Consider the following 21,207-nt stretch of genomic DNA (forward strand, 5'->3'; position numbering starts at 1 on the left):
TTGAAGTTACTGCAGATCTGTACCGGCGAGACCGATGTCGCCGGCTTTAGCTGTTAATTGAGGCCACTTGCTTCAGCAGGTGGAGTATTCACTCCTCGTGGCGGCGTTACAAAATATACTGGCGCAAATCCTGGTCCTTTATCACGTCCTCCAGGTGTCCTGTGACAAAGTCGCGATTGACCAGCACCTTCGCGCCGGGCATGTCCGGAGCGTCAAAGGAGATGTCGGCCAGAATTTTTTCCATGATGGTATACAGGCGGCGCGCGCCGATATTTTCCAAGCGGGAGTTGGTCTCTTCAGCAAAGGCCGCGATTTCTTCCAGACCGTCATCGGTAAAGCTCAGGGCGATATCCTCTGTAGTGAGCAGTGCCGCATACTGTTTGGTCAGGGCGTTGTCAGGTTCGGTGAGGATGCGCAGAAATTCATCCTTGCCCAGCGCCTGCAGTTCCACGCGCAGGGGGAAACGGCCCTGCAGCTCCGGAATCATGTCCGAGGGCTTGTTGAAGTGAAAAGCTCCGGCCGCGATAAAAAGGATATGATCTGTGCGCACCATGCCGTATTTTGTGTTGACGGAGCTGCCTTCCACAATGGGCAGCAGGTCGCGCTGCACGCCTTCGCGTGAAATGTCGGAGGTGCGGTTTTGCGAGGAAGATGCAATCTTGTCGATTTCGTCAATAAAAATGATGCCGCTCTGTTCCACGCGTTCCCTGGCCATGTCGGCAATGGCTTCCTGATCCACCAGCTTGCCGGATTCTTCCTGCACAAGCACGTTGAAAGCGTCGCGAATTTTCATTTTCCGGTTTCGCTGCCGCGGCGGAAAGGCCTTGCCGAACATGCTCTTTATCTGCCCGCCCATCTGCTCCATGCCGGGAATGGCGAAAATGTCGATAGCCGGGCCGCTCTGTTCGGTCACTTCTATTTCCACCTCGCGATCGTCCAGAAAGCCGAGGCGGAATTGCCGGAGCAATTTTTCGCGGGTCGCGCCACGTTCTTCCTGGGCAAAGGAATTCGGCAGGAGCAGATCCATAAGGCTGGACTCCGCCGCCGCCTCGGCCGCTTTGCGCACACGCCCGTTTTCCTCTTCCTGCACAAGGTGGACGCCTATCTCCATAAGGTCGCGCACCATGGATTCGACATCACGGCCCACATAGCCCACTTCAGTAAATTTTGTGGCCTCCACCTTGAGAAAGGGCGCGCCAGAAAGGCGCGCAAGCCGCCGCGCAATTTCTGTTTTGCCGACGCCTGTCGGTCCCATCATGATGATATTTTTGGGAGCCACTTCGTCGCGCAACCCAGGGGCCAAACGGCTGCGTCGCCAGCGGTTGCGCACAGCTACGGCCACCATGCGTTTTGCCTGTTCCTGTTTTATGACAAATTTGTCAAGCTCCGCCACAATTTCACGGGGAGTCAATGCGCTCATGCCGTATCCCTGCCTGTTGCCTATGTGATATGTTTACATATATGTTTTCAGCCGCGTCTGGCAAGCGCGGCCGCACTGCTGCGGGCGGCGGGTGTCCGGCGTCGGGAGCGTATATGCAGATTGCGCTGGTCGGTGATTGCCCGTTGTAGCTTTCCCCTGCCCTGTTTCTTTGCGGCGGCGATGCAGCTTGTGTTTTGTCGGTTTCGCTGGAAAGCTTTTTTGTACGCGGGGGCATGTCTTGTGCTGGCCTCGGGAGCGCTGGATTACGATCTCACGCTGGCTGTGGGGCAGGCGCTGGCTGTCGCAGGTTTATTGGCGTGGCACGGCAGCGCCTAAGAACGCAAAAAACTCGGTAAAGCCGGATTTTTTGCGTTCTCAGGCCTCGCGTTTACTTGAAGGCTTTTTCAAAGTTGGGCACAACCTGCTTCTTGCGGCTCATAATACCAGGCAGCCACACGGTTTTGCCGGCCGGCTTGACGCCGAAGGCTTTCTCCACAACAAACGGGTCGTCGGAGACGATCAGCATTTCCGAGCCTTCTTTCATAATGTCCGTCAGCAGCAAAAAGACGCTGTGGCGGCCTTCGCTCTTGACCTTTTCAATTTCAGCCTGCAGACCGGCCTTCACAGCGGCGAGAATGGAAAGATCCACAACTTCAAGCTGGCCGATGCCAACTTTTTTGCCGTTCATATCAAAATCTTTATAATCACGGTGAACCAGATCATGCATGGATGCGCCTTCAACCGCGCTCTTTACCTTGAACATTTCCATGCCGAGCGCCTTGACATCGCTGATGCCGGCGATTTTCGCCAGCGATTCAACCGCTTTTTTGTCCACGTCCGTACACGTGGGCGATTTGAAAATAACCGTGTCGGAAAGAATGGCGCAGAGCATGGCGCCGGCCATATTTTTCGAAATTTCCACGCCGTAAAAAGCATACATGCTTCTGAGCACGGTGTTGGTGCAGCCTACGGGCCATATCCAGGCTTCCAGCGGCGAAGAGGTCGTCACGTCGCCGAGCTTGTGGTGATCAACAATGCCGAGCACAGTGGCAGAGTCCATGCCGGTCGGAGCCTGCTGCAGGTCAGAGTAGTCAACCAGCCATATCTCTTTGCCGGCGACGTCCTTGACGACCTGCGGCGCGGTAAGACCGAATTTTTTAAGCACAAATTCGGTTTCCGGCGCGGGAGGCCCCTGGGCCGCCGGGGTAACGGAAAAGCCGCGTTTGCCATAGAGTTCCGCCGCGGCCAACGCCGCAACAATGCTGTCTGTATCGGGGTTCATGTGACCAAGAGCTAATGCGGACATGTTTGTCTTCCTCCGTTCTGTTTCAGAGAATTGCTGCCGGAATGCGCCGCTTCCTTTTTTAGCACCAAGTTTTCTGTATGCCAAGAGACTTTTCGAACTTTATCTCCTGCGTCTCCCACTGATTCTACTTTTCGCCCTTTGCTTGTAAAAATACGCTCTTGCGCGTATGAAAGGAACCACTATTCGAGCGAGGAAAACAATGAGTAACGATCCCGACAAAATTATCTATTCCATGGTACGTGTCACCAAGCGGCACGGCCAAAAAGAAGTGCTGAAAGACATATCGCTTTCTTATTTTTACGGAGCGAAAATCGGCGTGCTCGGCCTGAACGGCGCGGGTAAATCAAGCCTGTTGAAAATTCTGGCCGGCGAGGACAGGGCATTTGACGGCAAAACCGTTCCTGCGCCCGGCTACAGCATCGGTTATCTGGAGCAGGAGCCACTGAAGGGCGAGACGCGCACGGTGCGTGAAGTGGCGGAGGAAGGCGTCAGCGGGCTCTCGGCCATTGCAAAAGAGTTTGAGGCCATCAACGCCCGCTTTGCCGAGCCCATGGAACCGGAAGAAATGGACGTCCTTATCGCCAGACAGGCTGAAGTGCAGGAGCGCATGGACGCAAAGGGCGTCTGGGATTTGGATTCCCGGCTGGAAATGGCTATAGACGCCCTGCGCTGCCCGCCCGGCGACATGCCTGTTTCTCAAATTTCCGGCGGCGAGCGACGCCGTGTGGCCCTGTGCCGTCTGTTATTGCAAAATCCCGATATTCTGCTGCTGGACGAGCCCACAAACCATCTGGACGCCGAGTCCGTGGCTTGGCTTGAGCGCTATCTTTCCACCTTTCCGGGCACGGTCATCGCGGTGACGCACGACAGGTATTTTCTGGACAATGTAGCCGGCTGGATACTGGAGCTGGATCGCGGCAGGGGCATTCCCTGGAAGGGCAATTATTCCTCCTGGCTTGAACAGAAGCAGAAACGGCTTTCCGGAGAGGAAAAGACCGAGGCCGAACGCCGGAAAACCCTGGCCCGCGAACTGGAATGGATACGCCTGTCGCCCAAGGGACGCCACGCGAAGGGCAAGGCCAGAATCAACGCCTATGAGGCCATGCTCTCACACGAAAGCGAAAACTGCGCGCCTGATCTACAAATTTACATTCCCCCCGGGCCGCGTCTCGGCAAAAGAGTGATAGAGCTTGAGAATGTGAGCAAGAGCCTGGGCGACAAATTGTTGATGGACAAGGTCGGCGCCCTGATTCCGCCTGGGGCCATTGTTGGCGTTACCGGGCCGAACGGCGCCGGCAAGACGACGCTTTTCAGGATGCTTGTCGGAGAGGAAAAACCGGATTCCGGCACGCTGCATGTGGGAGAGACCGTGTCTTTTGCCTATGTGGATCAGGCGCGCGCGTCTCTTGCGCCTGGCAAAACCGTGTACGAACTCATCAGCGGCGGACAGGACACGCTCAGGCTCGGCGGACGTGACGTGAACGCGCGGGTCTATTGCACGCGTTTTAATTTTCACGGTGCGGACCAGCAGAAAAAAACGGACATTCTCTCCGGCGGCGAACGCAACCGCCTCCATCTGGCCCTCATGCTCAAATCAGGCGCGAACGTGCTGCTGCTGGACGAACCCACCAATGACATTGACGTCAACACCATGCGCGCCCTGGAAGACGCTCTGGAGAACTTTGCCGGGTGTGCGCTGGTGATCAGCCACGACCGCTGGTTTCTGGACCGCGTGGCAACGCATGTCATGGCCTTTGAAGGAGATTCCGGCGTGGTGTATTTTGAAGGCAATTATTCGGAATATGAGGAAGATCGCAAAAAGCGCATGGGCAAGGGCGCGGACACGCCGCACAGGATTAAATTTCGCAAACTGACGCGATAGCCCACAGGGGTAGAGAATGCGCAGCAATGACGCGCAGCGGCGAGAGCCGCATGTGCCGGTTTTACGGCTCGGCGGGCTTGTCGCGCGCCTTTTCGCGCAGCAGGCTGCCGGCGACCACAATACCGTTGACGCCGGCTTTCGCGACAGCGCGTGCGAGCTCGTCGAGATTTTTGTCGCGGGAGGTAAAAACTTTTAACAGCATGGGCAGGTTCACTCCGGTCACCACTTCCACCTGATGGCCCGCGAGCAGGGCAAGTGCCAGATTGGTAGGCGTGCCGCCAAACATGTCTGTAAGAATGATTACGCCGTTGCCCTTGTTGAGACGCTTTGCCGCGTCGTCCAGCCGGCGGACGATTTCGGAGACCCTGTCCTCCTCGTCCACACTGATTGAGCTGCAGTCACTGAGTGGCCCTAAAATGGATTCCGCCGTGCGCAGCATGGCTGAGCCGTAGTCGGCAGTGGACACAATAATGATTCCGATCTGCCTTGCTTCGTTTTCTTCAGCCATGTCGCGCGCTCCTGATAGAAATTGTCAGCCGAGTTCAAGATGACGATGCTCCAGTGAAACAGGGTAGTCCGACTGACGCAGAACCTGTAAAATTTCTTCGGCCACGGCAACAGAGCGGTGGCGTCCGCCTGTGCATCCCACGGCCACGGCCACCCTGTAGCGACCCTCGGATTCCATCAGCGGGAGCATACAACAAAGCAGGCCAATCAGCCTGCTGCGGAATTCAGCAGTTTTGGGCGAGGCAAAAATATAGTCGGCCACGGCCTGATCCTTGCCACTCAAAGGACGCAGCTCTTCCACAAAATACGGGTTGGGAAGAAAACGCAGATCAAACACTGTATCCGCTTCGCGCGGCACGCCGTACTTGAAGCCGAAGGAGATGAGATTGACGCGTATGGAGCGCAATTTGCTGTGGCTGCCGCTCCATCGTTTCTGTATTGCCCTGCGCAGGTCGTGTATGGAATAACGCGACGTGTCTATGACTATATCCGCCATTTCACGCAAAGGCACAAGGCTTTCGCGTTCCGCCGTGAGCGCGGCTTCCAGGCACATGCCCTCGCGTTCCAGCGGATGGGGTCTGCGTGTCGTGGCGTATCGGCGGAACAGTTCTTGCGGCTTGGCTTCCAGAAAAATCAACAAGGGCCGAATGCCTTTTCTGCTCATGGCGTTTAAGGTCTCATTGATTTCATCCGGGAAATTGGCCTGTCGCATGTCCATGCCGAGGGCAATTCCCTTGAAATGCGACATAGAGTGGAGTTCTATCAAGTTTGCCATTTCAAGGGTGAGAATTGCCGGCAGGCCGTCCACGACAAAATAGTTCAAATCTTCAAAAACCTGCAGGGCCGTGCTTTTGCCGGCGCCGGACAGGCCGGTGACAATGCACACCTTTGCGGCGCAGCCTTCCGTTTGGTCACGCCGGGAAGATTTGACCAGTGTTTTCATATCGCCGGCCTATAATACAGGATCAATCAGCGCATAGCCGCCGGCCCGTCTTCGGTAGACAACATTGATGCGGCTGTTTTCGTCGTTGAAAAAAACCAGAAATTCACTGCCGATAACATCAAGCTGCATTATGGCTTCGTCAATGTGCATGGGTTTTTGGACAAAGCGATTTGTTCCGCTCACTTCTGTCGTATCTTCCGCCTGTGCGTCAAAATTGTAGGTAAAGACGTCCACATCCGATTTTGCGGTTTTGCGCCGCTGTTTCTTGAAGCGGGAAACCTGACGCTTTATCTGCGCCTCAACCTTGTCGGTGACCAGATCTATGGCCGAATACATATCGGTGGTTTGTTCGGATGCGTTGATATGCAGGCCCTCGCCGCGAACCGTCACTTCACATCGGTGGCGGAATTTATCCACGGTCAGCACGACGCTTACCTCAAACCCTGCGGATTTGCCGAAAAAACGTCCGAGTTTTTCAATGCGGCGGCGGGCATATTTTTTGAGATGGTCGGAAACCTCAAAATTCTTGAAGGCGAAAGAGATATTCATCCTGTGCTCCTTTAAGTGGTACGTGGCTTCAAAAATATTTCCTGCGTCTTGAAGAAGAAGGAATATCAAGCGATGTGCGATACTTGGCGACAGTGCGCCGGGCGATGTTGACCTTGAGGGATCTCTTGAGCATTTCGCCGATGCGTTCGTCGCTCAGGGGGGTATTTGCGTCTTCTTCGGCAATAAATTTTTTTATCTGTGCTTTCACACTTTCCGAGCCCACCTGGCTACCGTCGTCCAGTTCAAGACCGCTGTTGAAAAAGAATTTTAATTGAAAAATTCCGTGCGGCGTCGCAACGTATTTGTTGGTTGTAATACGGCTGATTGTGGATTCATGCATATCTATATCATCGGCAATATCTTTAAGAATCAATGGGGAGAGTTTTGTAACGCCGTATTCAAAAAAATCCTGCTGATGACGAACAATGCTCTCCATAACTTTATACAGCGTGCGTTGACGTTGATAAAGACTTTTAATCATCCATGCCGCTGAACGCATTTTTTCACTGCAATATTCTTTTTCCTGTTCTGATGTGAGTTTTATTTTTGCATGATACAGAGAAGAGAGATGTAATTGCGGCAACCCGTCTTCATTGAACAGGATTACAAATTCATTGTCGATTTTGTAAACATAGACGTCCGGGCTGACATACGTTGGTTCGCCACCGCCGAAACTTGCTCCCGGCATAGGGTCAAGACTCTGAATGATATCAAGGTATTTTTTCAGGTTATTCATATCCAGCCTGAATTTGCGCAACAACGGCCTGTATCGTTTTGCTTCAATATCTTCGAGATGCGATTCAACAAGTTCAACGAGCACAGGGTCACGGTCATAACGCAGATTTTTGAGCTGCACGAGCAGACACTCCCGCGCGCTTCGCGCGGCAACGCCCACAGGGTCGAAAAGCTGCACGCGTTCCAAGACCGCGCCCGCCTCGCTGACTGTACATGAGGCCATGTCCGCAATTTCTTTGAGTGCCGCCTGCAAATAGCCTGATGAAGAGAGATTGCCGATGATCGCCTCGCCGATGTTTTTTTGCGTTTCACTCATGGTAGAAAGGCACAATTGCCAAAGCAGATGGCTTTCCAGCGTAGGTTTTGCCGAGCAGCGTCCCTCAAGCGGGGCAATTTCCTCAGACGATTCAAACTCGCGCGCCTGCAAGAGGCAAGGGGTGCTGGCAAACTCGCCGAGATAGTCCTCCCAGTCGGCATTGCAGTTGATTTCTCTGCCGTAGCCGTCTTCGTCAATGCCGTCCTGGCGGATTTCAGGATTGTTTTCCGCCGCGTCGTCTTCGCCGGAGTCTTCTTCAAGAAAAGGATTGTCAACAAGTTCCTGCTGCACTGTCTCCAGCAGCTCCAGACGTGAAAGTTGCAGCAGCCCGATGGCTTGCTGCAGCATCGGCGTCATAAAGATTTGCTGGCTGAGTTTTAATTGTTGGCTGAGTTCGAGTGCCATGCTGTTTTTTTGTTGGAAATGTGTTCAAAAAATACATTTGTCCAGTTGTTATCAAAGAGTGTGCCATATTGTAAAAAATATGCAATGGCCGGTTGTTAGCTTTAATCCGCTGTGAATTAAATTATGATATCACAGGAAAATCAGTGCCGACCCAGCTTGCGTACAAGAAGTTCATTGACAAGGGCGGGGTTGGCTTTGCCCTTTGTAGCGCGCATGACCTGACCCACAAAGAAGCTGAGCAGTTTTGTTTTGCCGCTCCTGTACGAGGCCGTCTCTGCGGGGTGAGCGGCAACAGCCGCGTCGACGGCCGCTCCCAGCGCGCCGGAATCAGAAATCTGCCCAAGATTTTTTTCTTTGATATACGCTTCGGGCATGGCACCGGTGCTGAAAATTTCGGCAAAAATATCGTTGGCAATTTTGGCGCTGATCAGCCCCTGATCCACAATGCGCACAAGCTCCGCAAGAGCTTGCGGCCGCATGGCCCATTTTGCCGGATCAGCCGGCAGATTGCGGGCATGGCATTCACGCAGCAGGGGGCCGAGCATGTAGTTTGCCGTCTTTCTGGCGTCAGACAAGCCTGCCGCTGTTTCAAAAAAATCCGCCATGTTCGGGTGTTGCACAAGCATCTCGATGTCCGCCTCAGGCAAGCCGGTCATCGCTTTAAAGCGTTCAAGGCGCGTATGCGGCAGTTCAGGCATTTCGTTTTTCCACGCGTCCAGTTCTTCCCCGCTGATTGTGACCGGCAGGAGATCCGGATCGGGGAAGTAGCGGTAGTCGTGAGCTTCTTCCTTGCTGCGCATGGCAATGGTAACATTTTTGACGGCATCATAGAGACGTGTTTCCTGCGTCACGGCGTCTCCGTCATCCAGGATGCCCTGCTGGCGGGCGATTTCATATTCTATGGCGCGCTGCACATTTTTGAACGAGTTAAGATTTTTGATTTCAGAGCGGATGCCGAAACGCGTGCTTCCCGCCGGACGCAGGGAAACGTTGGCGTCGCAACGGAAGCTGCCTTCTTCCATATTTCCGTCACACACACCAAGATAGGTCACAATGCCGTAAAGGGTTTTCAGATACGCCACGGCTTCGGCGGGCGAGCGTATGTCCGGTTCTGAAACAATTTCCACGAGCGGTGTTCCCGCCCTGTTCAGATCGACATAGCTGACGTTTTCGTCCTGCGCGTGGATATTTTTGCCCGCATCATTTTCCAAATGAATGCGCGTAATGCCGATGTTTTTTTCAATCCCGTCCGCCCGAATGCTCAGGCAGCCGTGTTCACATACAGGAAGGTCAAATTGAGAAATTTGATATCCTGCTGGAAGATCAGGATAAAAATAGTTTTTGCGCGCAAAGACAGAATAAAGGTTGATCGTACAGTTTGCGGCAAGTCCCACAAGCGCCGCGTAATGCACAGCCTGCCGGTTGAGTGACGGCAACGCGCCCGGCATGCCGAGGCAGATTTCGCAGACATTGGTATTTGGCGGTTGGCCGAACATGGTGGGACACGGGCAGAACAATTTTGAGGCTGTGGCAAGTTGGATGTGCACTTCCAGGCCGATGACGACTTCACATACAGTCATATGTCAATCCATTTTTACGACGGGCATGTTGTCGTGTATTGTGTTATCGCCGTATGCGGTGCAGACTGAGCGGCTCAGGCCTTCTCCCTGCGGCGGCCCTGCCCCGCGTCGTCCGTTATGACGCCCCGTGTGCGCAGGCGTTCCAAAAAGGAAGGTTCGTCTCCCATCAGATATACTGCGTCAGGCAGCCCTGTCACGGTAAGCAGGTCGTCTGACTGCAAGATTCTGCCTTCCTGTCCGTCCGCGGTGATGTGACATTCTGTGGAGCCGTGCAGGATGCGCAGGCTGAATACGGCGCTGCTCCGGCAGACAACGGGAGGAAACGCGCTGAGAAAAGGGCAGACAGGGGTGAGAATAAGCGCCTCAAAAGCGGGGTGGATCAAAGGCCCGCCCGCTGACGCGCAATAGCCGGAGCTGCCCACGGGCGTGGAAAGGATAACGCCGTCGCCGCGCAAAACGCCCATATGCTGTCCGTCTATGGAAATATCGATGCAGACAAGACGCGCAAGGGCACCGCGGCTTAACACCACGTCGTTCAGCGCCGTTCCGGACGCCGCTGTCATGCCGGCACTGGCGACAGACCAGCGCAACGCCATGCGGGAGCGCACAGCGGCCATGCCCTCAAGACAGGCCGCAACCGGCTCTTGCCAGTGTTCGGGCCGGACGTCCGTCAGAAAACCCACACGGCCGAAATTGACGCCCAGCAATGGAACGGAGCGTCCGGCAAGGCGTCGCACCACGCCGAGCATGGTGCCGTCGCCGCCAAGCACGATGACAAAAAAAAGGTCATTCGCCTGATATGCCGGACTGTCGCAACCGGCGTCAATCATGGCGGCGGGATGCCCCCGGCGGCGCAGCCAGCAAAGTATTTCAAAACCAAGAAGGGCAGCGCGTTCATGCCCTGTCTTGCAGACAAGGAGCACGCGGCGGCGTGAGGTATTTTGCATGACTTGGCAAAATACGTTATCATAGGGGTGACCGCAAGTCCATTTCCCCGATACGCTGAGGGAATGTTGACAGGTATTGCGTCATCAATCTGTTTGCCGCAGTGCGGCAATGCATACAATAAACATGCTATGCCTGATTATGGATAACACTCTGTATTTGTAGCGGATTATGCTAAATTACGGAAGCGTCTTGTCAGCGCGGCTTCTTTGACATAATACTGGCTGCGATAAATCGAACGTAAACTTTATCTCGCGGTATCATCATGGAAGACACTTCTTATTCAGGCAGTGCACACCGCCGCAGGGATTTGTTCTACCGGCTGACGGATAATTATCTTTTTGAAAATCCGGCGGCATCAAGCCGTATCTGCAACAAAAAACAATAAAGGTTGATATGCCCCTTTACGAATACATTTGTAAAAAGTGCGGCCATGAATTTGAAGAGCTTGTTTTCGGCGGTGTGACGCCCACCTGCCCGGACTGCGGCCTTGACAAAACGCGCAGACTCATGTCGCGTTCGGCCCGTTATCCATCTCGTGGTTCAGCCGATGAAGGAGAAGGAGGGTATGGGGCATCTTCTTCAGGGTCAGGCGGCTGCGCGGGGTGTTCCGGCGGCAATTGCGCGAGCTGCGGACATTAGCCGGCCGGAGTCATTTTTCGCCGTCTTCATTGCAATATTAACGTCAGGAAGACATGCAGAAACAGCTTGTCATCGCCACGCGCGGCAGCAGGTTGGCGCTCTGGCAGGCCCATTATGTCAGAGACCGGCTCAGGGCTCTGTGCCCTGTTGCTGATATTTCCCTTTGCGTGATCAAAACGACAGGGGACGTCATTTTGGATGTTCCTCTGGCCAAGGTCGGCGGCAAGGGACTTTTTGTCAAGGAAATTGAAGAAGCGCTTCTGGACGGTCGGGCGGATTTGGCCGTACACAGCATCAAGGATGTCCCCATGCTGCTGCCGGCGGGACTGACGCTCGCATGCGTGCCTTCGCGCGAAAACAGCTCAGACTGCTTTCTTTCCGTCAGGCACGCTGATATGGAGGCATTACCTGAAGGGGCGAGCGTGGGCACCGGCAGCCTGCGACGGCAGGCGCAGCTGCTGGAGGTAAGGCCGGATTTGCACATTGCAAATCTGCGCGGCAATGTGGAGACGCGCCTGCGTAAAATGCAGGATGGAGGTTACGACGCCATTATTCTGGCGTCTGCGGCTGTTCGACGCCTTAATCTTGCCGCGCCGCACATGCATTTTTTCGATGTCTCCCGTTTTTTGCCCGCCGCCGGTCAGGGGGCGCTTGGCATTGAATGCCGCGCTGATGACGACGAGCTTAAAGACGTGCTGCGTGCGTTGGAAGACCGTTCAGCAAGATGCTGCGTGGAAGCTGAACGCAGCCTGCTGGCAGGGCTTGAGGGCGGCTGTCAGGTGCCTGTGGCAGCGCATGCGCGGCTGCTTGATAAAAAAACGCTGTTTTTGAGCGCCCTGGTGGCCGAGGTGGACGGCAGCCGCGTGCTGCGTGGCGACATATCCGGCACTGCCTCGGACGCTGGTGCTCTTGGGCTACAATTGGCCGATAATCTGCTGAAAATGGGCGCCCGTGACATTTTGGACAAACTTTTGGGATGAACTGACCGTATGCCTATTCCCGTTACATTGCCGGCCTCTCGCCTGCATGCCACGTTTGATCCCGGACGCATTCCGTGGGAGGACAGCCGTGCTGTTCCGCTGCCCCGCAACAACGGCGTCAATTCTTTTCAACCGCGGGCCATGCAGGCCTTGAATCTGGCCCTGCAAATATCCGCCGCGGGCTACAATGTATACCTTTCCGGCGAGGCAGATATGGGCCGCAGCCATCTGCTCTTGTCGTGGCTGCGCCCCAGGGCCCGCAAGTCGGCAACACCGCCGGATCTGGTGTACGTGCATAATTTCAAGGATCCCGATCGTCCTGTTTTGCTGATTTTTCCTGCGGGGCAGGGCAAAAAATTCAGGCAGTCGTTAAGGGAACTTATTGAAAATATTCAAAAAGAATTGACACGTCGTTTTGAGGCGACAACGTACGTCAGGCAGCACACAAAGCTGTTGAATCAATTTCAGAATGTGCGCATGGGGCTTTTGCACAAAATGAATTCTGTTGCCGTGCATAAGGGTTTTACTCTGGATATGGACGACAACGGCGCTCTGACGCTGCACCCGCTGGTGGATGGCAAACGCCTGAGTGAGGAGGAATTTGACCGGCTGGACAACACCGTTCGTTTGAATCTCAAGCGGCGGGGCGACAGTCTGGTGCAGTCCATGGCCGGCTTTATGCGTCGCATGAACAAGGCGCTTGAATCTTTTCATGACAATGAACGCGGTCTGGAACAGCAGGTCATGACGCAGGTGCTGGCCGCATTGTTGACGCCCGTACGCGACCATATGCTGAAAATTTGTTTCGTGACGGGTCTGGGGGAATACTTTGCCGCCCTGCATGAGGATATCTTAAAAAATACAGAGGCGTTTCTTGCGCGTGACGGCGCGCAGGCGTCGTCTGTCGGCGATGCGCATGCGGCCGGCATGCAGGAGAACATTTTTTACCGCTATGAAGCCAATCTTTTTGTGGACAACAGCGAACTTGCCGGCGTGCCCATTGTGGTGGAAGACCACCCGACAGCGGTCAATCTGCTGGGCTGCGTCGAGCGCGAGTCGGAAATGGGCGCGCTTGTCACGAATTTTACCCTGATCAAGGCCGGCAGCCTGCACAGGGCAAACGGCGGTTTTCTGCTGCTGCATGTTGAAAATATTCTGCAGCACCTTGCCGCCTGGGAAGGTCTTTTGCGCGCGCTGCACGCCAATACGGCGCGTATTGAAGATATGGACGAGATCCCGGAATCGGCCACGCGCCCCAAGGGCATCACGCCCGATCCCCTGCCCCTGAATCTCAAGGTGCTTCTGATCGGCGGGGAAGAGATGTACGAGACCCTGCTTGTCAATGACGATCGTTTTTCCAAGCTTTTTCGGATTAAAGCCCATCTGGCCGATGCTGCGGAGCGCAACGCGAAAAATATTCGTCTATATCTTAAATATATTGCCGGCATTATTTCCGAAACAGGCTTGTGTCCTTTTGACCGTTCAGCTCTCGCCTGGCTGATTGATCTGGGCTCGCACCTGTGTGAAGACCAACGTCGTCTTTCCCTGAAATTTCCTCTGCTGCGCGAAGTCATGATTGAGGCGGCCGCCATTGCCGCACTGCGCGGTTTTGCCCTTGTCAGCGCCGCCGTGCTTGAAGAGGCCTATGCGGGGCGCACCTGGCGCGCCAATCTGGTGGAAGAAATTTTTATGGAGGAATACGACCGTGAGCTGATCAAGGTGCGCACCAGCGGTTCGGCTGTTGGTCAGGTCAACGGTCTTTCCGTCACCTGGCACGGCGATTTTGAATTCGGCCTGCCGCACCGCATTTCCTGCACAGTGGGCGTGGGGCATGAAGGCATTATCGATCTGGAACGAGAGGCGGAACTTGGCGGCCCCATTCACACCAAGGCCATGATGATCCTGAAAAGCTACCTCACAAATCTTTTTGCCCAAAACAAGCCGCTGATTCTCTCAGGTTCCTTGTATTTTGAGCAAAGCTATGCGGGCATTGAGGGGGATTCCGCCTCAGGCGCGGAACTGGCGGCACTGCTTTCCGCTCTGGCGGATGTGCCTGTCCGGCTTGATCTCGCGTTTACAGGCGCGGTGAGCCATTCAGGGCAGATACTGCCTGTGGGCGGCGTGACGCGCAAGATCGAGGGCTTTTACAAAGTGTGCGCCAGACACGGGCTGACAGGTTCACAAGGTGTGATCATTCCCGCCGACAATGTGGATCACCTGATGCTGGCGCCGGATGTATTGGACGCAGTGGAACAGCGGCGCTTCGCCATCTGGCCGGTGCGGCGCATTGAAGAGGCGCTTTTTTTACTCACCGGGCTGTCCGCCGGGCAGCGTCGGAAAAACGGCGGATTTACCCCCGGCAGTCTTTATGAACTGGTGGATAAACGTCTGGAACGTCTTGGCGCGGCCGCGCAAAACGCGTTTAAGCGTGTGCGGCGGGCTGAACAGCGAGCCGGAACAGGTATATGAAAAACAAAAAACTCTTGCTTGAGGCTGCCGAAGATCTTTTTGGCGAATACGGTTATGTGGTTGCGCTGCCGCCGTTAAAACGCTGTTCCAGATCAAGCAGCGCCTGTTTTACGGCAAACCCTCCGGCAAAACCTGTCAGGGCGCCCTTTGCGCCGATCATCCTGTGGCAGGGAATAATCAGGGCAACCGGGTTTGCGTTGGCCGCGCCGCCGACGGCGCGGGCTCTGTTCCGGTTGCCGAGATGTTCCGCCACTTCCCCGTAGGTGCGCGTTTGACCGTAGGAGATGGCGCAAAGCTCGCGCCAGACCGCCTGTTGAAAGGGGGTTCCCCGAGTTTTGACGGGCAGGTCGAAGGCGCGAAGTTTGCCGTTTATGTAGGCAAGCGTTTGTGCACAGGCTTCGTTCAGAACAGCGCAGGATGGCGAAGTGCGCGGTTTGTCGCCGCAAAAATACAGGCGATGGATGGCGTCTGTATCGGCCTCAATGTGTATGCGTCCAACAGCGGTGCACACAACGGCGTGAAACAGTCCGGCTTCGCCGGGACACCCTGCGGAAGAACCCTGTTCAGCTTCAGCCCTGTTCATTCTGATGTCGTTGCTCATTGGAACCTTCCTCCGCTTCACGTATCAGTTTTTTTGCAAGACGGAACTGCCCTTCCACGCTGCCGGCCGCGCCGTCCAGCTTAGCGGCCAGTACAGCCTGCAAAATATAGCTGTAAAAAGGGCCTGGAGCAAGGCCGAGGCGGTGCAGATCGTCGCCTGTGATGTCCGGTTTTTCACGGCGCCATTGTGTGATGTAGCGAGACAGATTTTTTTGCAGGCCGGGATTGTCCGCCGTCGCCATCAGCGTGAGCAGGCACTCTGGAGAGACGGGACGAAGCATTGCGTGCAACGTGCTTATTTTTGCGCTTCCCGTATCATCCTTCCGCTGCCATTTTTTCAATTTGTCCCGTAACATGCGCATCTGTTCCCGCTGTTGCAGGATTTCCTTTTTTGTTATTTGCGGCAGGCCCATGCGGTCATAATTTTCCGAGGTTTCCTTATAGGGCAGACCTGTGTTGAGCCCGTAGAAATAGGCAAGCCAGGGCTGCGCTGTGTCATTGGAATAGAGCAGCGTGTACCAGGCGAACATTTCCCGCTGTCTGCGCAGCAGGGCGACCTTGCCCGGGTTCAGGGTAAGCGTCGGATTTATTGCCTGTAATATGCCGATTTCGTTCATGCGTATAAAACAGGCCGGCGGATCCGCCTCATCGCAAATATGTCTGTATTCATTAAACAGACGCACCGGAGAAAGACGATCCATCAATTTCAGGGAGAGCGCGTTCTTGATAAGTTTTTCTGTTCCCGCGCCAAGATTGAATTTATAGCGCTGTTCAAAGCGCAAGGCCCTGAGACAACGCGTGGGGTCTTCCACAAAGCTCAATGTGTGCAGCACGCGAATGGTGTGGTTCTTGATGTCCTGATAGCCGCCGAAAAAATCCACAAGTTGTCCATAGTGTTCTCCGTCAAGGCGCACCGCCAGAGCATTGACGGAAAAATCCCTGCGGAAGAGATCCATCGTGATGGAAGAAAGTTCCACTATGGGCAGCGCGGCCGGGTATTCATAATACTCCAGCCGTGCCGTGGCAACGTCGATGCGTGACTCGCGCCCTTCCCTGTCATGGAAAATCACGACAGACGTCAAAAATTTTTGATGTTCCCGCACGCGCCCGTTCAGTTCAGATGCCAGAGCCCTTGCCAGCGCTGTGCCGTTGCCCTCCACAACCAGGTCTATGTCCCGGGTGGGCCTGTTTAACAGCAAATCCCGTACAAAACCGCCCACGGCATAGACCTGCAAACCGAGTTTTTCCCCCAGTTCTCCGGCAAGATTAAGGAGATTACGTGATTCAGCGGACAGACGATCCCATATGTATCTGCTGATATTGCGTTCTTTGCGCCGGTGTTTCTGCACGGAGAGCTGACCCGGGTCACCGGCAAAAAAATTGATGAGGTCCGTGCGCGTGACAACGCCGATCACCTGATCGTTTTCCACAATAGGCGTCAGACGCTGGCGCGCGCCCACGATGACGTCTGTCAAATCCTGCAGTGAGGCTTGTGGCGGCAGCGTGTGCACACGGCGTTGCATATATTCGTCCACCTGTTCATTGCCGAGGCCGTGGGCGCCTGCCCGCGACGCCGTCTGTGCGTCCAGCAGCCCCACGCAGACGCGCGAGCCTGCTTGGAATACCGGCACCGCCTTGAGGCCGAAATGCAGCATGAGTGCATCCGCCTCGCGTATGGTCGCCGTGGCGTCAATGCCCACAGCCGGCGAAACCATATATTCGCGCGCCGTTTTGCCGGGGCTGCTTTTTTCTTTCAGACACCGCAGTATGGCATCCCGCACTTCATGGAGAAGCATGGAGCGCACGGACGCAGAAGCGGCGTGAGCATGCCCGCCTCCGCCCAGCGCCTTGCAGATTTCGCCCACATCCACAGCTTTATTGCGGCTGCGCGCCACCACCTGAATGCGGTCGCCCATGCGTCCGACGGCAAAGAGGACAGGGAGTTTTTCCATTTCCATCAGTTTGTGCGCAAGGCTCGCAAAATCACCCAGATAGTGCTCCAGGGAAGCTTCTGCCAGAACCACCTGACAGTTGTTTATGGTATAGGTGCGGGCCGATTCGAGCAGGCTGTTCAAGGCCTGTATGTGCAGGCTGGTCAGTTCGTGCGAGGCCATTTCGTTGATCTGATTGACGTCCATGCCCTGCGCAAGCAGCCAGGCCGCTGCCAGCAAATCTTCCGCCGTGGTGGAGGGATAGGTGAAGGAGCCTGTGTCGCTGTAAATGCCGAGGCCGAGCAGTGTGGCTTCCCCGCAGGTCAGACGCGCCCCGTTTTGTTGCAGATGCCGGGCGAGCAGTGTGGTGACGGCCCCCATCGGGGCGGTATGGACGGCGTCAGCCGTAATATCGTCGAGTGAATCAGGATGGTGGTCCCATGCTTCCACGACAAGGCGTTTGCGTTCCAGCAGGGGCGCGACATGGCGCACGCGGTCGTGTTGCCGCGTGTCCACCAGAACCAGCCTATCAAAATCGTCCCAGCGCAGATTGTCTGCTTCCACAAAGCCGTACATGGTTTTGTCGAGCTCCGCATAGACTTTTTGCAGGGGGCGTTCCTGTGTGCCGGGGAAGAGCAGCCCGCACGGCGCATAGAGATGCCGGGCGGCCAGCATGGCGGCCAGGGCGTCAAAATCCGCATTCGTGTGGCAGGTGACAAGTGTGTTCACAATGGTTCTTACATCCTGCTTCGCGGGTGGAATTGACGGTGCACGCTGCGCAGGCGTTCTGCCTGAACGTGGGTATAGATTTCTGTGGCGCTTATGTCGGCATGTCCGAGCAGCATCTGCACGGCGCGCAAATCCGCCCCGCCTTCCAGAAGATGGGTGGCAAAGGAATGCCGGAAGGTATGCGGAGAGATATGCCGCCGTATTCCGGCAAGCAGCGCATATTTTTTAACGATTTTCCAGATATACTGGCGCGTCAGGCCGTGACCGGACCGGTTGATGAAGATGCGGCTGCCGGCGGGCATGAACAGGGGCCGCCAGTCGCGCAGATATTCGTCAAGCATTTTCTGCATCAGGCCGTGCAGCGGCGCAAGGCGTTCTTTGGCCCCTTTGCCGAACACGCGTACAAGCCCGCGCTGCAAATCCAGATCGGCAAGCGCCAGACTGCACAGCTCGGAAACCCGCAGACCGGCGGCATACAGCAATTCCAGAATGCAACGGTCGCGCCGCCCGCATTTTTCTTTCATGTCCGGCTGGTTCAGCAGGCTTTCCATTTCTTCCCGGCTCAGCACTTCCGGCAGGTGCAGCGGCATTTTTGGGTTTTCCAGCAATGTCATGGGGTTTGCGGTGATGACGCCCTCCTCCACGGCAAAACTGAAAAAAGCGCGCAGGGCAGCCAGACGTCGCGCCAGCGTCGGTGACGTGTTGCCGCGGCTGCGCAGCCATGCGAGGTAGAGAAAGATATGCTGCTCGTCCGGCCCGGTCTGAACGGGTGGCGGGGCGGGGGAGACGCCGCTTTGGGCAAGCTCCGCGGAAAACAGAAAAAAATTTTCCATGTCCAAGGTATAGGCCTCCACCGTGCGCGGTGAAAGCCCCCGTTGCGCATGCAGGCAGTCACACCAAGGATCAATCAGCTCGCTCAGGTGTTCCATAGCTGTTCGTGACCCTTTAAATTTTATAATTTTACTTCCGTGAAATAGACAAGCATTTTTTCATACGCATCCTGCGCCGAGCGGCAGGTGTCGAGCAAGCAGCCCGGCGTTTCGGAAAAATCCTTCAAGCCGCGATAGTAAAACAGTTTATGCTCCTCATCGATAATGAAGGACACGATGCCGCCGCTTTTCATCGCCTTGGTGAGTTGTTGAGCCAAAAGCCAGATGCAGTCTTCCGTATTTTTCACTTTTTCCGGCAATTCGCTGCGCTCCAAAAAGCGTACCACGCCTTTCTCAGCGTAAAGGATTTCACGCCTTACCAATTTTTCCACCGAGGTGTTTTTGGCACGGGCCAGCACATCGGCCTCGCCAAACTTCATATCATTAAAGGCATACTGTGAATAGAGGTCAACGCAAAAGCGGCTGTCGCGGTCAAGTTCTCCGTCCTGTTCTGTAAAGTAGAGGTCAAGCTCATGATTAATGATTTGCAGGGCGCTGCGCACACTCATGGCTGTACCGTCGGCTTCCAGCACTTTGGCAAAGCGGGAATACACGCCCATGCCCTGCCCGATGGCAGATTGCGCCAAGTCCACCGGCGCGATGTTGGAGCGTTGCAGGTCTTTCAGTACAGGTTTTAACTCCCGCTTGAGTACATTAATAAACTCACGGCGAGTGCAGATGGGCGCGTCGGCGGGACGCTTGCGGCAAACCAGGACAATAATTGTTCTTACTTCCCGCGCGGAAAGGTTTTTTCAGATATGTCGTCCGCGTTTTGTCTCCATCCACCTCGACAAGGGCAAAAATAAATTCTTCCGGCTTGTTCAGCGCGGTCAGTATCTCATTTTTTGTCACTGTAACGGTATCCGCGCCTTTCGCGCGACCCTTCACTTCGATGAAGCGCAAGCAGGCGTTGGCCTCGCCGCGTCGATCCTCTGGTATGAAAGATTCCACGTCATAGCCGCATTTTGCGGCACTGACATCACGCGGGATGAATCCAAGCTCTTTTTCAATATCCATAACCGATTGCATGGCGGCGTGTTCAACCGCCTGCCGTGTCGCCGTATCAGGCGTCTCAGGCATATCGGCGGGAGACGTGCCCATAAGCCGGTTCAGCAACCCGCGCGGAATGACCAACGCGCCGCCGACCACCACAGGCGGCATGGCGGAAATCAGCTTTTCCGTTTCGAGTTCAGCAAGCCGTTTCTGCAATCGCGCCGCCAGTTCCTCGGCGCGTCTTGCCGCAAGCTGTGAATTGAGCCGGGCATTAACTTTTCCGGCAGCTTCCTTTTGCTTCAAATCGGCGGCCCGGAAATCCCAATACTGTATCTCGGCGGTCAGGCTGACTGTCTTTCCAATCAGGTGTTCCTTGCGCGTCCGCACTTCGGAAAAATGGGCAGGGATGATATTGGCAATAGCATAGCCATGCGCCAAGTCTTCCACATCTTTTTGCAGCCAGGTCTGTTTGCCGATAAAACTCTGCACGGACGCTTGCTCATCAGCCATTGCCGCCCTGTAATCCAGATACGGGGCATATCCGACATGAAGAGGCGTACCGTCTTCCTTAATCTCCACAAGATGGATATGTTTGGAGATGACACGCTTGCCGCCGTTCGGCAGGATTACACCGTCCTGAATTGCATCTTCAATATAGAACAGCAAACGCGCTTCCATACCAAAGTCGTTATCGTCAATGAAGACAGAACCGCGCTTGAGCACGTCTATATTGCGCTCACGGAGCAGATCAATGGTTGCTACCAGCAAGCGGATGGCCGGGGCAGATCAACGATGCGGGCGGAGACCCTTGCGCGGCGCGAAAGGCTTTATCAAAACAAATCCGTTCATAGCGTTGCAGCACAGGTTCGCCGAAACCAATCTGCATATCCCGGTTGCGCACGGCAAAGGGCACGGCGGTGATTTCATAACGTCTGTTCTCGCGCGGCGAATTTTGCCTCCCACACTGCGAAAGGTTTCGATAAAAAAAGCCTCAATAAAATGCGGTTGTAGCTTGTGCGCTTCAAGTCGCTCCATATCCTCACGGATTGCCATAACCGCATGAACATCCATAATATCCTCGGTCAGCGCGCGTTCTTCCAGCAATGCCCGTAGCGCCTCACGGTCAAGAGCGCGATCCACCACCCGGGAAAGACGGACGTGCACCTCAGGGTCACTGCCGTAGCGTATTGCTTCAATCAGCAATTCCCGCAGAGAGCGATTGTTGAACGTGACCTTGCCGAGAATGTCGAAAACTTTGCCGCCAAAGGCTTCACGTTCCTGTTCCAGCTTGTCGAACAGGCGCTGGAACACCATGCCTTCACGAATTTCCTGAGAGACAAGATTCC

The 21,207-nt window shown here is 55.2% G+C and carries 19 protein-coding genes; 5 read left to right on the plus strand and 14 right to left on the minus strand.

Features of this window, described 5'->3' with window-relative positions; translation table 11 throughout:
* Window positions 1-106 precede the first annotated feature (106 nt).
* Window positions 107-1,420, minus strand: a complete 1,314-nt coding sequence (gene hslU / locus RSDT_RS03895) for an ATP-dependent protease ATPase subunit HslU (RefSeq protein ID WP_096399638.1) — start codon at window positions 1,418-1,420, stop codon at window positions 107-109.
* Window positions 1,421-1,444: 24 nt separating this feature from the next.
* Between hslU and RSDT_RS03900 the strand changes: the two genes are divergently transcribed.
* Entirely contained in the window at window positions 1,445-1,756 is a 312-nt protein-coding gene (locus RSDT_RS03900; protein WP_096399639.1) for a hypothetical protein, read from the plus strand.
* Between the two features lie 52 nt (window positions 1,757-1,808).
* Here RSDT_RS03900 and RSDT_RS03905 read toward each other — a convergent pair whose 3' ends face one another.
* On the minus strand, window positions 1,809-2,726 hold the full coding sequence (locus RSDT_RS03905) for a manganese-dependent inorganic pyrophosphatase (RefSeq protein ID WP_096399640.1): 918 nt from the start codon (window positions 2,724-2,726) through the stop codon (window positions 1,809-1,811).
* Between the two features lie 199 nt (window positions 2,727-2,925).
* Between RSDT_RS03905 and ettA the strand changes: the two genes are divergently transcribed.
* Complete coding sequence (gene ettA, locus RSDT_RS03910; RefSeq protein ID WP_096399641.1) at window positions 2,926-4,608, plus strand: energy-dependent translational throttle protein EttA; 1,683 nt, start codon at window positions 2,926-2,928, stop codon at window positions 4,606-4,608.
* A gap of 61 nt (window positions 4,609-4,669) precedes the next feature.
* Here ettA and RSDT_RS03915 read toward each other — a convergent pair whose 3' ends face one another.
* From RSDT_RS03915 to RSDT_RS03940, 6 genes are all read right to left on the minus strand, one after another.
* A complete protein-coding gene (locus tag RSDT_RS03915) occupies window positions 4,670-5,116 on the minus strand; it encodes a PTS sugar transporter subunit IIA (protein ID WP_096399642.1) in 447 nt (148 codons plus the stop codon).
* Window positions 5,117-5,140: 24 nt separating this feature from the next.
* Window positions 5,141-6,058, minus strand: coding sequence for an RNase adapter RapZ (rapZ, locus tag RSDT_RS03920; RefSeq protein WP_096399643.1), 918 nt, complete (start codon window positions 6,056-6,058; stop codon window positions 5,141-5,143).
* Between the two features lie 9 nt (window positions 6,059-6,067).
* The gene (hpf, locus tag RSDT_RS03925; protein ID WP_096399644.1) at window positions 6,068-6,607 is read right to left on the minus strand and encodes a ribosome hibernation-promoting factor, HPF/YfiA family; all 540 of its coding nucleotides are present in this window, start codon (window positions 6,605-6,607) and stop codon (window positions 6,068-6,070) included.
* Window positions 6,608-6,635: 28 nt separating this feature from the next.
* A complete protein-coding gene (rpoN, locus tag RSDT_RS03930) occupies window positions 6,636-8,063 on the minus strand; it encodes an RNA polymerase factor sigma-54 (RefSeq protein WP_096399645.1) in 1,428 nt (475 codons plus the stop codon).
* A 140-nt stretch (window positions 8,064-8,203) separates the two neighbouring features.
* Window positions 8,204-9,643: an Asp-tRNA(Asn)/Glu-tRNA(Gln) amidotransferase subunit GatB gene (gene gatB / locus RSDT_RS03935; RefSeq protein WP_096399646.1), complete on the minus strand. Its 1,440-nt coding sequence runs from the start codon at window positions 9,641-9,643 to the stop codon at window positions 8,204-8,206.
* 74 nt (window positions 9,644-9,717) lie between these two features.
* Window positions 9,718-10,590 carry an NAD(+)/NADH kinase gene (locus RSDT_RS03940; RefSeq protein ID WP_096399647.1) on the minus strand — a complete coding sequence of 291 codons (873 nt, stop codon included), beginning with the start codon at window positions 10,588-10,590 and terminating at the stop codon, window positions 9,718-9,720.
* Window positions 10,591-10,984: 394 nt separating this feature from the next.
* On the opposite strand from RSDT_RS03940, the gene RSDT_RS03945 reads away from it, so the two are divergent.
* The 3 genes from RSDT_RS03945 to RSDT_RS03955 are packed head-to-tail and all read left to right on the plus strand — an operon-like array spanning window position 10,985 to window position 14,679.
* Window positions 10,985-11,230 carry an FmdB family zinc ribbon protein gene (locus RSDT_RS03945; RefSeq protein WP_096399648.1) on the plus strand — a complete coding sequence of 82 codons (246 nt, stop codon included), beginning with the start codon at window positions 10,985-10,987 and terminating at the stop codon, window positions 11,228-11,230.
* Between the two features lie 53 nt (window positions 11,231-11,283).
* Window positions 11,284-12,210 (plus strand): hydroxymethylbilane synthase, encoded by a 927-nt coding sequence (gene hemC, locus RSDT_RS03950; protein ID WP_096399649.1) that lies wholly within the window; start codon window positions 11,284-11,286, stop codon window positions 12,208-12,210.
* 9 nt (window positions 12,211-12,219) lie between these two features.
* A complete protein-coding gene (locus RSDT_RS03955) occupies window positions 12,220-14,679 on the plus strand; it encodes an ATP-binding protein (protein ID WP_096399650.1) in 2,460 nt (819 codons plus the stop codon).
* Between the two features lie 52 nt (window positions 14,680-14,731).
* Here the strand turns inward: RSDT_RS03955 and RSDT_RS03960 are convergent, their stop codons facing one another.
* The 6 genes from RSDT_RS03960 to RSDT_RS07180 all read right to left on the minus strand — a co-directional run bounded on the left by RSDT_RS03960 (window position 14,732) and on the right by RSDT_RS07180 (window position 21,175).
* Window positions 14,732-15,280: a methylated-DNA--[protein]-cysteine S-methyltransferase gene (locus RSDT_RS03960; RefSeq protein WP_231941767.1), complete on the minus strand. Its 549-nt coding sequence runs from the start codon at window positions 15,278-15,280 to the stop codon at window positions 14,732-14,734.
* The gene (locus tag RSDT_RS03965; RefSeq protein WP_231941922.1) at window positions 15,249-17,885 is read right to left on the minus strand and encodes a CBS domain-containing protein; all 2,637 of its coding nucleotides are present in this window, start codon (window positions 17,883-17,885) and stop codon (window positions 15,249-15,251) included. The genes RSDT_RS03960 and RSDT_RS03965 overlap by 32 nt, the downstream gene beginning before the upstream one ends.
* A gap of 62 nt (window positions 17,886-17,947) precedes the next feature.
* Entirely contained in the window at window positions 17,948-18,868 is a 921-nt protein-coding gene (xerD, locus tag RSDT_RS03970) for a site-specific tyrosine recombinase XerD (RefSeq protein WP_096399651.1), read from the minus strand.
* A 23-nt stretch (window positions 18,869-18,891) separates the two neighbouring features.
* Window positions 18,892-19,455, minus strand: coding sequence for a hypothetical protein (locus RSDT_RS03975; RefSeq protein WP_197702088.1), 564 nt, complete (start codon window positions 19,453-19,455; stop codon window positions 18,892-18,894).
* A gap of 76 nt (window positions 19,456-19,531) precedes the next feature.
* Window positions 19,532-20,629 carry a DUF3883 domain-containing protein gene (locus RSDT_RS07175; protein WP_197702089.1) on the minus strand — a complete coding sequence of 366 codons (1,098 nt, stop codon included), beginning with the start codon at window positions 20,627-20,629 and terminating at the stop codon, window positions 19,532-19,534.
* Window positions 20,630-20,647: 18 nt separating this feature from the next.
* Window positions 20,648-21,175: a hypothetical protein gene (locus RSDT_RS07180; protein ID WP_197702090.1), complete on the minus strand. Its 528-nt coding sequence runs from the start codon at window positions 21,173-21,175 to the stop codon at window positions 20,648-20,650.
* Between the last annotated feature and the right edge of the window lie 32 nt (window positions 21,176-21,207).

Source organism: Candidatus Desulfovibrio trichonymphae (assembly GCF_002355955.1).
In the GTDB taxonomy this organism is placed as follows: Bacteria; Desulfobacterota; Desulfovibrionia; order Desulfovibrionales; family Desulfovibrionaceae; genus Desulfovibrio; species Desulfovibrio trichonymphae.